Origin of the sequence: Aquimonas sp. (assembly GCF_044377145.1) — a bacterium.
Taxonomy (GTDB): Bacteria; Pseudomonadota; Gammaproteobacteria; order Xanthomonadales; family Xanthomonadaceae; genus Aquimonas.
The window spans coordinates 104,723-113,383 of sequence record NZ_JBILJQ010000006.1; the positions used below are offsets into that span (position 1 = coordinate 104,723).

Annotated in this window: 5 protein-coding genes and 1 tRNA gene; 2 read left to right on the plus strand and 4 right to left on the minus strand. The window is 65.2% G+C overall.

Annotated elements, in window-relative coordinates:
* Positions 1-111: 111 nt before the first annotated feature.
* A complete protein-coding gene (gene metF, locus ACIQ7H_RS03695; RefSeq protein WP_395788527.1) occupies positions 112-936 on the plus strand; it encodes a methylenetetrahydrofolate reductase [NAD(P)H] in 825 nt (274 codons plus the stop codon).
* A 69-nt stretch (positions 937-1,005) separates the two neighbouring features.
* Here the strand turns inward: metF and rlmB are convergent, their stop codons facing one another.
* Both rlmB and rnr read right to left on the minus strand, forming a co-directional pair.
* Positions 1,006-1,740 carry a 23S rRNA (guanosine(2251)-2'-O)-methyltransferase RlmB gene (gene rlmB / locus ACIQ7H_RS03700; RefSeq protein ID WP_395788510.1) on the minus strand — a complete coding sequence of 245 codons (735 nt, stop codon included), beginning with the start codon at positions 1,738-1,740 and terminating at the stop codon, positions 1,006-1,008.
* Positions 1,737-4,223 carry a ribonuclease R gene (gene rnr / locus ACIQ7H_RS03705; RefSeq protein WP_395788512.1) on the minus strand — a complete coding sequence of 829 codons (2,487 nt, stop codon included), beginning with the start codon at positions 4,221-4,223 and terminating at the stop codon, positions 1,737-1,739. Before rnr ends, rlmB begins: the two co-directional genes overlap by 4 nt.
* 109 nt (positions 4,224-4,332) lie before the next feature.
* On the opposite strand from rnr, the gene ACIQ7H_RS03710 reads away from it, so the two are divergent.
* A tRNA-Leu gene (locus ACIQ7H_RS03710) sits at positions 4,333-4,417 on the plus strand.
* A 201-nt stretch (positions 4,418-4,618) separates the two neighbouring features.
* On the opposite strand, the gene ACIQ7H_RS03715 is transcribed toward ACIQ7H_RS03710, so the two are convergent.
* Entirely contained in the window at positions 4,619-8,065 is a 3,447-nt protein-coding gene (locus tag ACIQ7H_RS03715; protein WP_395788514.1) for a type I restriction endonuclease subunit R, read from the minus strand.
* A 24-nt stretch (positions 8,066-8,089) separates the two neighbouring features.
* The gene (locus tag ACIQ7H_RS03720; protein WP_395788516.1) at positions 8,090-8,536 is read right to left on the minus strand and encodes a hypothetical protein; all 447 of its coding nucleotides are present in this window, start codon (positions 8,534-8,536) and stop codon (positions 8,090-8,092) included.
* Between the last annotated feature and the right edge of the window lie 125 nt (positions 8,537-8,661).

The following is an 8,661-nucleotide window of genomic DNA, read 5'->3' on the forward strand; positions in this document are numbered from 1 at the left end:
CCGCCCCGGGACGCCCAGCGGCTGAACTAGCGGCCCGCCGCCTTTCCCGATCCCGCCAAGGCAAGTACCATCCAGGCTCCATCCATCGCGATAGAGCGATACATGCCTGCCCTGACCTCGCTGTCCTTCGAATTCTTTCCGCCCAAAACCGACGAGCAGCGCAGCCAGCTCGATCGCACCGTCGAAAAGCTCAAGCCGCTGTCGCCACGCTTCGTCTCGGTGACCTTTGGCGCCGGCGGCTCCACCTTGAGCTACACGCCCGATGCCGTGCAGGGTCTGAAGCAACAGCACGGGCTGGATGCGGCTCCGCATCTGTCCTGCATGGGCGGCACCCGGGCCGAGATCCGCGAGCTATTGGAGCGCTATCGCGCAATCGGCTGCCGGCGGCTGGTCGCGTTGCGCGGCGATCTGCCGTCAGGCATGGCCCGCCACGGCGACCTGCGCTACGCCTCGGAGTTGGTCGAGTTCATCCGCGCCGCGACCGGAGATACGTTCCATATCGAGGTGGCGGCCTATCCGGAGACGCATCCGCAGGCCGACGACGCACTCGCGGATCTGCGCCACTTCTGCACCAAGGTGCGCGCCGGCGCGGACTCGGCGATCACCCAGTACTTCTACAACGCCGACGCCTACTTCGCATTTGTCGATGCCGTCCGGCGCGAGGGCATCGAGATTCCTATCGTGCCCGGCATCATGCCGATCTCGAACTACAGCCAGTTGAAGCGCTTCTCGGAGATGTGCGGTGCGGAGATTCCACGCTGGATCGGCAAGCGCCTGCAGGCCCACGGCGACGATGCCGCCAGCCTGCGCGAGTTTGCGGCCGATGCCGTGGCCGGCGTCTGTCGCCGCCTGATCGAAGGCGGCGCGCCGGAGCTGCATTTCTACACGCTGAATCTGGCCAAGCCGACGCTGTCAGTGCTGGAACGATTGAGCTGATCCGGCATCTGAAACGGGTGCGCTGATCATGCGTCTCGGGGCAGTTGCTGCCCCGTGCGCGGACCTTACTCAACTGCGCTGTCGCAGGGCTTCGAACAGGCAGATGCCGGTAGCGACCGACACGTTCAGGCTTTCCATGCCGCCGGCCATCGGGATCTTGGCAAGGTAGTCGCAGTGCTCGCGGGTCAGCCGGCGCAGGCCTTCGCCCTCGCCGCCCATGGCGATCGCCATCGAACCCTTCAAATCGACCGAGTACAGACTGGCCTCGGCCTCACCGGCGAGCCCGACGATCCAGATCCCGGCATCCTGCAGCGCCTTCATGGTGCGCGCCAGGTTGGTCACCCGCACCAAGGGCACGCGCTCGGCACCGCCAGCGGCGACCTTGCGCGCGGTCGGCGTCAATGAAGCCGCGCGGTCCTTCGGCACGATCACGGCGGTAGCGCCAGCGGCCGCCGCCGAGCGCAGGCACGCACCGAGGTTGTGCGGATCCTGCACGCCGTCGAGGATCAGCAACAGGGGCTTTGCGGCCGCCTCGATCAAGCCGTCCAGGTCGTGCTCGTCGTACGTACGCATCGACTGCACGCGCGCCATCACACCCTGATGGCGCGCACCCGCGCCCTGGCGATCCAGCACATCCAGCGGCACCAGACGCAGCGCGACGCCTGCGGCCTTGGCGGCACTGCCGATTTCGGTCAGCCGCGGGTTCTTGGCCTTGCCGTCGATCAGCACCTCGGCGAGATCCTGTCCCGCCTCCAGCGCTGCCGACACCGCATTGATGCCGGCTATCCAGTCGCCTCCACTCATCGGCTGACTCCCACCTTCTTCGACTTCTTGCTGCCATCGACCAATCGGAAATCGATCTTGCGATCTTCGATCGAGGCACGCAGCACCAGTACCCGCACGCTGTCTCCGAGCTGGTGCACCACGCCATGGCGTTCGCCGCGCAGCAGCTTCTTGCCGGGATCGAAGTGGTAGAAATCGTTCGGCAGCTGAGTCACGTGCACCAGGCCGCTGATACGCGACTCGTTCAGCTCGACGAACAGCCCGAAGCTGGTGACGCCGGCGATGGTGCCGTCGAACTCGGCCCCGACATGGCGCTCCATGAAGGCGCAGCGGTAGCGCTCATCGACTTCGCGCTCGGCCTCTTCGGCGCGGCGGCTGCGCTCAGAGCACTGCAGCGACAGCGCCGCCATGTCGTGTGCCGCATACAGGTACTGGTTGGCGTGGCCGCCACGAATCGCGTGCTTGATCGCGCGATGCACCAGCAGATCCGGGTAGCGCCGGATCGGCGAGGTGAAGTGGGCGTAGGCCTCCAGTGCAAGGCCGAAGTGACCGATGTTCTCCGGCTGGTAAACCGCCATCGCCTGCGAACGCAGCAGAACCGTCTCCAGCAGCATCGCGTCGTCGCGCTTGCGAATCTTGCGCAGCAGGGCGGTGTAGCCGGCCGGGGTCACCTTCGACCACTCGGGCAGCTTCAGACCGAATCCGCGCAGAAACTCCAGCAGTTCGGCGTACTTCGACTCCGGTGGGCGATCGTGCACGCGGTAGGGCGCCGGCATGTGCGCGCCGAGCAGGCACTTCGCCGCCTCCACGTTGGCCGCGATCATGCATTCCTCGATCAGCTTGTGCGCATCGTTGCGCGGCTGTGGCGCGGCCTGGATCACCTCGCCCGCTGGCCCCAATCGGAACTCGACTTCGGTGGTTTCGAACTCGATCGCGCCACGGCGGTGACGCTGGTTCTCAAGCGCCTTGTACAGGGTGTAGAGCGTGCGCACATGCGGCAGTACCGCGCCGAGCTGGGCCTGTGCGGCGGCGTCGTCTTCACCGATCGCCTGCCAGACCTGGTTGTAGGTCAGGCGCGCGTGTGAACGCATCAGCGCCTCGTAGAAGCTCGAACGGATCACCCGCCCGTCGCGGTCGATGTCCATATCGCAGACAAAGCACATGCGGTCGACTTTCGGGTTCAGCGAGCAGATGCCGTTGGACAATGTCTCCGGCAGCATCGGCACCACGAATCCAGGGAAGTACACCGAGGTCGCGCGCTTCTGCGCTTCATCATCCAGCGCCGTGCCGGGACGCACGTAGTAGGAGACATCGGCAATCGCGACCACCAGACGGAAGCCGTTGCCGGTCGCTTCGCAATACACCGCGTCGTCGAAGTCACGCGCTGTCTCGCCATCGATCGTGACCAGGGGCGTTTCGCGCAGATCGATGCGCACGCCGCGCTCGGCCTCGCCCACTTCGATCGGCACCACCGCAGCCTGTTCGAGCACCTCCTGCGGCCACACGTGCGGGATGTCGTGACCGTGGATGGCCATCTCGACCGCCAGCGACGGAGTGAGGAATTCACCCAGCGTGGTCAGTATTTTGCCGAGCGGCAGCCGGTTCGACGACGGCGCCTGGGTGATCTCGCAGACCACGATCTGGCCGGTGCGGGCATCACCGCGCGCGGTCGGCGGGATCAGGATTTCCTGGTGGATGCGGCGGTCATCCGGCACCACGCTGGCGATGCCGTCGGTCTCCTGGAAGCGCCCGACCAGCCGCTGGGTGCGGCGCTCCAGCACCTCGACGATCGCGCCTTCCGGGCGGCCGCGACGATCAAGCCCGGTGACGCTGACCAGCACGCGATCACCGTGCAGCACCTGACGCATCTGCGCCGGCGGCAGGAAGATGTCGTCGCCACGCGCATCCGGGCGCAGGAAGCCGAAGCCATCGGCATTGGCCAGAACTATCCCGGGGACCAGATCCAGCTTGCGCGCCACCGCATAGCCGCCGCGGCGATTCATCAGCAGCTGACCATCGCGCAGCATCGCTCCAAGGCGCTTGCACAGGGCATCGAAGCGATCATCCGCAGTCAGCTGCAGATCGGCGGCAATGTTTTCTGCCGTGACCGGTTCTCCTTGCGCTTCCAGATGCGCCAGGATCGCCTCGCGGCTCGGTATCGGCAGCGCGTAGCGGCTGGCTTCGCGCTCGGCAAAGGGATCGACCACGGTGACCACCGGCGGCGGGCGCTTGCCACGCGGACGCGGCAGCACGGCGTCGGCGGAAACCGGTCCGCTCGGTGGAGGAGGCAGCGGAATCGGCGGCAGATCGGGCAGCCAAGGCGCGGGCTTACCACGCTTCGGCCCCTTCGCACCGGCGGGCTTCGGCCCGAGGCGTGGTCCCGGCTTCGGGCCGGCCTTGCCGGATTTGCCGGCCGGTGTTTTGGGGCCTGCAGGCTTGCCATCGGAAGGCGTGGTCGGGCCGCTGCCGCGGTGCGGAGGTGTGTTCGGGGTACGTTTGCTCATTCGCGCATGGTACACCGCGCCCAAAAATCCTCATGCACCCGCCGTTGACAAGCCGCATTCCGATCCGTAAAGTGCGCGGCTCTTCGGTGCCACGGCGCCTGAGACACCTGCCCAGGTGGCGGAATTGGTAGACGCACTAGTTTCAGGTACTAGCGGGGCAACCCGTGGAGGTTCGAGTCCTCTCTTGGGCACCAGACATTTCGAAAAAGCCCGCTCACTGAGCGGGCTTTTTTGTTTTCAACACCGCAGTCCCATCTTGTTGAACTTCAGCCAGATTGCGGCGGTTCGGGGCTCTATGTCGCTGAGGTTGGCCGGGCGCTGGTGCAGCTGGTGCTTGCTCCGACGGTCTGGCACGACTTCCCGTGCGGGTCTCCCCCGTGAACACTGGAGTCGGCTCAAAGCCGCGCACCGAAGCCGGCAAAGTCGCCACGCACCGCCTTCTGCCAAACATGCATATACACCCCGTCGGCCAACCGTTCCTTCTCCTCGACTGAGAATGGCGGAGACGGTAGATCCGAGTAGATGCGGTCCAGGATGAACACCCGGACGTCGCCCTTGGTCTGCTCCTTCTCCCAGAATCGGTCGAGCTCGGCGAGGCGGACCTCAATCGACGCAAGCAGCCCCTTGCTGGCAAGTTTGAGCCGCTCGCGCGTCGTCCTGTCGAGCGTGGCGGACTTGTCCCCTTTCAGCAGATCGAACAAGGCGAGCTCGTCCTCACTCAAACCCTCGGCAGCAGCCCGCTGCTGCTCCTGATCCAGCTCACGGACCAAGCCGGCCAAACGCCGGAAGGTCTCCTCGATGGTGGTCCGATCCTTCTCCAGGTTGTAGTCCGCGATGATCTGTTCGTACCTTCTCTGGTAGTCCATGCGCATCGGGTTGCGCGCAAGCATTAGAGCGAGCTTCCGCTCGACGATGTCGCAGATGTCCTGCAGTGCCGTGGCCTTGTGCTTGACCCTTCGGGCGAACTCGTCGCGCAGGCGTTCGATGTCGATCTGGCTGAGATCGAAGGTCACGCCCTCACTCTGATCCTCGCCGAGCGCCTGCGTGCGGATGGCCGCGTTGACGATGCGTTGCAGCTCTTTCAGAAGCTCGGTCACGTCCGCGGTATCGCGACGTTCGGTCAGCTTCTTGTAGATGGCCTCGATGTTGTCGTGGCGTTCGGCGTACTGGTATACCGTCGGCTCGACCAGCAGCGCCTTGAAGCGCACGAACACCTGCCGAGCCAGTATCTCGAAGCGGCGTTTGGCGTCCTCCGTGGTGTAGACCGCCTCCACCGCGTCTGCCAGCCCCTGGATGCGCGCAAAGCCCTTGCTGCCGATCAGTCCCGAGGGGTCGAAACCCAAGCCACTCAGATGCTCCTCGGTCGCCGCCAACGCCTCCAGCAGCGCCTGAACGCGCTCCTCGATCGGCGTGACGATCTTCTCGCCGTCCCCCGCGCCGTCGCCAAGCGCATATTGCGCCAGCGCCTGGCGCAGGCTCTTCAGCATGCCGTTGTAGTCGACGATCAGGCCGAAGTCTTTGCCCGGGTAGACGCGATTGGCGCGGGCGATCGCCTGCATCAGCGTATGCGCCTTCATCGGCTTGTCGATGTAGAGGGTGGACAGCGACTCGACATCGAATCCGGTCAGCCACATCGCGCAGACGATCGCCACGCGGAAGGGATGCTTCGGATCCTTGAAGGCCGTCTCAACGTCAACGCGTTTGCCGTCATCGGTCTCGAAGCCCTTCTTGATCAGAGCGCGGTGCGGAATGATGTCGAAGCCCCAGACCTTGAAATCGGCCACCTCGTTCTGGGCCTCGCTGACGATGATCTGGATGCGGGTTTCGTCCAGCCAGTCCGCCTGGGCTTCGAGCTGGCGAGCCTCCTGCTGGTGCTTTGCCCGCACATCAGGATCGACTTCAGCGGCTGCACGCGCCTGCGCGGCGGCAGCGGCCACTCTCGCCGATGCCGCTTTCGCCTGCCAGTGCGGGCCGATTCGCTGGTAGATCCGCGCGCAGGTGGTTTTGTCGATGCAGACCATCAGGGCCTTGCCGGACTCCCAGCGCGTGGCGCAATGCGCGACGAAATCCGCCGCGATCTTGTCCAGGCGCGCGTCAGCGGTGATCACCTCGTAGTCCTTGCCCAGCAGACGCTGCAGCAGGGCCGACTGGTCGGGGTCGAGATCGGCCTGTTCCACTTTCTCGGCGATCAGGTCATTGAGATCGGGCCGCGCCACGCCCAGCTTTTCGCCGCGGTTCTCGTACACCAACTTGACGGTGGCACCGTCCTCTTCCGAGCGCTTGAAGTCGTAGCGCGAGACGTAGTCGCCGAAGATCCGCTTGGTGACTTCGTCCTGGGAGAACAGCGGCGTGCCGGTGAAGCCGATGAAGGCCGCATTCGGCAGCGCCATGCGCATGTTGCGGGCGAAGCGACCGGCCTGGGTGCGGTGCGCCTCGTCCGAGATGACGATGATGTCGTCGCGCTCGCTGTAGGGCTCACCAAGGCGCAGGTCCTGGTTGAACTTGTGGATCAGGCTGAAGACGTAGGGGTGGTTCTCCTTCAGCACGGCCTGCAGATCAGGGCCGGAGGCCGCGCGCGGCGCTTGGTCGCTGACGATGCCGCAGCCGACAAAGGTCTTGTAGATCTGGCTGTCGAGATCGTGGCGGTCGGTCATCAGCAGGAAGGTGAATCTTCCGGGCAGCGTGCGGCGCACCTTTTCGGCGAAGAAGGCCATCGAGTACGACTTTCCGCTGCCCTGCGTATGCCAGAACACGCCGAGGCGGCCGAGGTCTGGGTGGGCACGCTCGATGATGTCGATCGGCCCCTTGGGCACATAGCTCGGCCGGGCATCCGCCACGGCGCGCGCGGGCACGTTGGGTTTCTGGCGCTTCGGCTTCTGTTCGGGGCGCTCCAGCGGCAGCTCGACCACCCGATAGCGCAGCCGCTCCTCGGGCGGGAACTCGCGCTTCAGCGTCTCCTGGCGGGCCACCGAGGCCACCGCGCGATTCACCCCCAGCACCTGATGGTTGCGCGCCACCACCTTGCGCGTGGCGCCGGCCTTGCTCTCATCGAACAGGATGAAGTTCTGCAGCAGGTCGAGCAGGCGATCGTGGCGCAGCATGCCGTTCAGCAGGGTTTCGGCGGCCAGGCTGCCGGTGTCGGCCTCGTCCTGACGCTTCCACTCGTTGAAGTGCTCCCAGGTGCTGGTGATCGAGCCGTAGCGGGCCTGGTCGCCGTTGGAGACCACCAGAAAGGCGTTGTGGTGGAAGGCATGGGCGATGACGTTCTCGTCCATGTAGTCGCGCAGGTTGTTGTCGAAGCCGGCGCGGATGTTCTTGTGCACCGCCTTCAGCTCGATGAACACCAGCGGCAGGCCGTTGACGAAGCAGACCAGGTCGGCGCGGCGGTTGTAGTTCGGCGTGCGCAGGCCGGCCAGCTTCAGCTCGCGCACCGCGAGAAAGCGGTTGGCCCCGGGTGCGTTTTCGAAGTCGATCACCCGCGCGCGCGCCGTGTGCTGGCGCCCGTCCGCATCGCGGTAGCTCACCGGCACGCCGCCGCGGATCAGCCGGTGGAAGTCGCGGTTGTGCTGCACCAGCGAGCGACTGACATCGAACACGGTCAGCGCGCGCAGCGCCTCGTCGATCGCGTGCGCCGGCAGCTGCGGGTTCAAACGCTCCAGCGCGGCACGCAGGTCGCGCAGCAGCACCGCCTGCTCGGTGCTGTCGCGGCCCAGGGTGCCGGTTGGGCCAAAGGTTTCATCGTTCCAGGCATAGGCGCTCTCCCAGCCCAGCACGTTCTGCAGGTGGCCGGCAAAGGTCTGCTGGACCAGACGGTCCTCACTGTTGATGCCAGTCAACGCCATGCAGGGCTCCTGATCGGGCCAGGGTCAGACAGCAATCTCCCCGCTCATCAGGCGGGGGAGGAGGAGGTCGCGGGCTTGGGAGAGCTTGTCACAGTAGGCATCAAGGGCTCTGATCTGAGCGAACATTGGCGCGACCGCTTCATTGAATTGCCTGCGGATCGCTGGCGCAGGAACCTTCAAGTTCCGACTGTAGGCAAAGTCTCGATTGAGTCCTGGAACGCCGGCATCCGTGTTCAGAAAGCCCACGCTGGGCAGCGTGAGGTACAGCCATAAGTCAGACTGTTCCTTCGGCACAAAGTAGACCGTGTCGATGGGCCAGAAGTCGCTCCATGACCAGTAGACGCTGCCCACGTTGCCCTTTCGCCCGACAATCAACGCTGGGCCCTCCGCGATCGCTGAGGCATGGGTTCCTACTACGCCGCTGGAGCCGTACACAGGTACCGAGCCTTCAAGGCGATCCTCCTTCTTCAAAGCGGAACGCGTCAACCCCTTTGAGACAGCCTGTTCACCAGATAGCTGTCATTCGTTCTCCTGAGTGGCGGATTCGCTCATGCTTGCGATCTCGTTGCTTCCGAGTTCACTGGGCAGGGTCACGA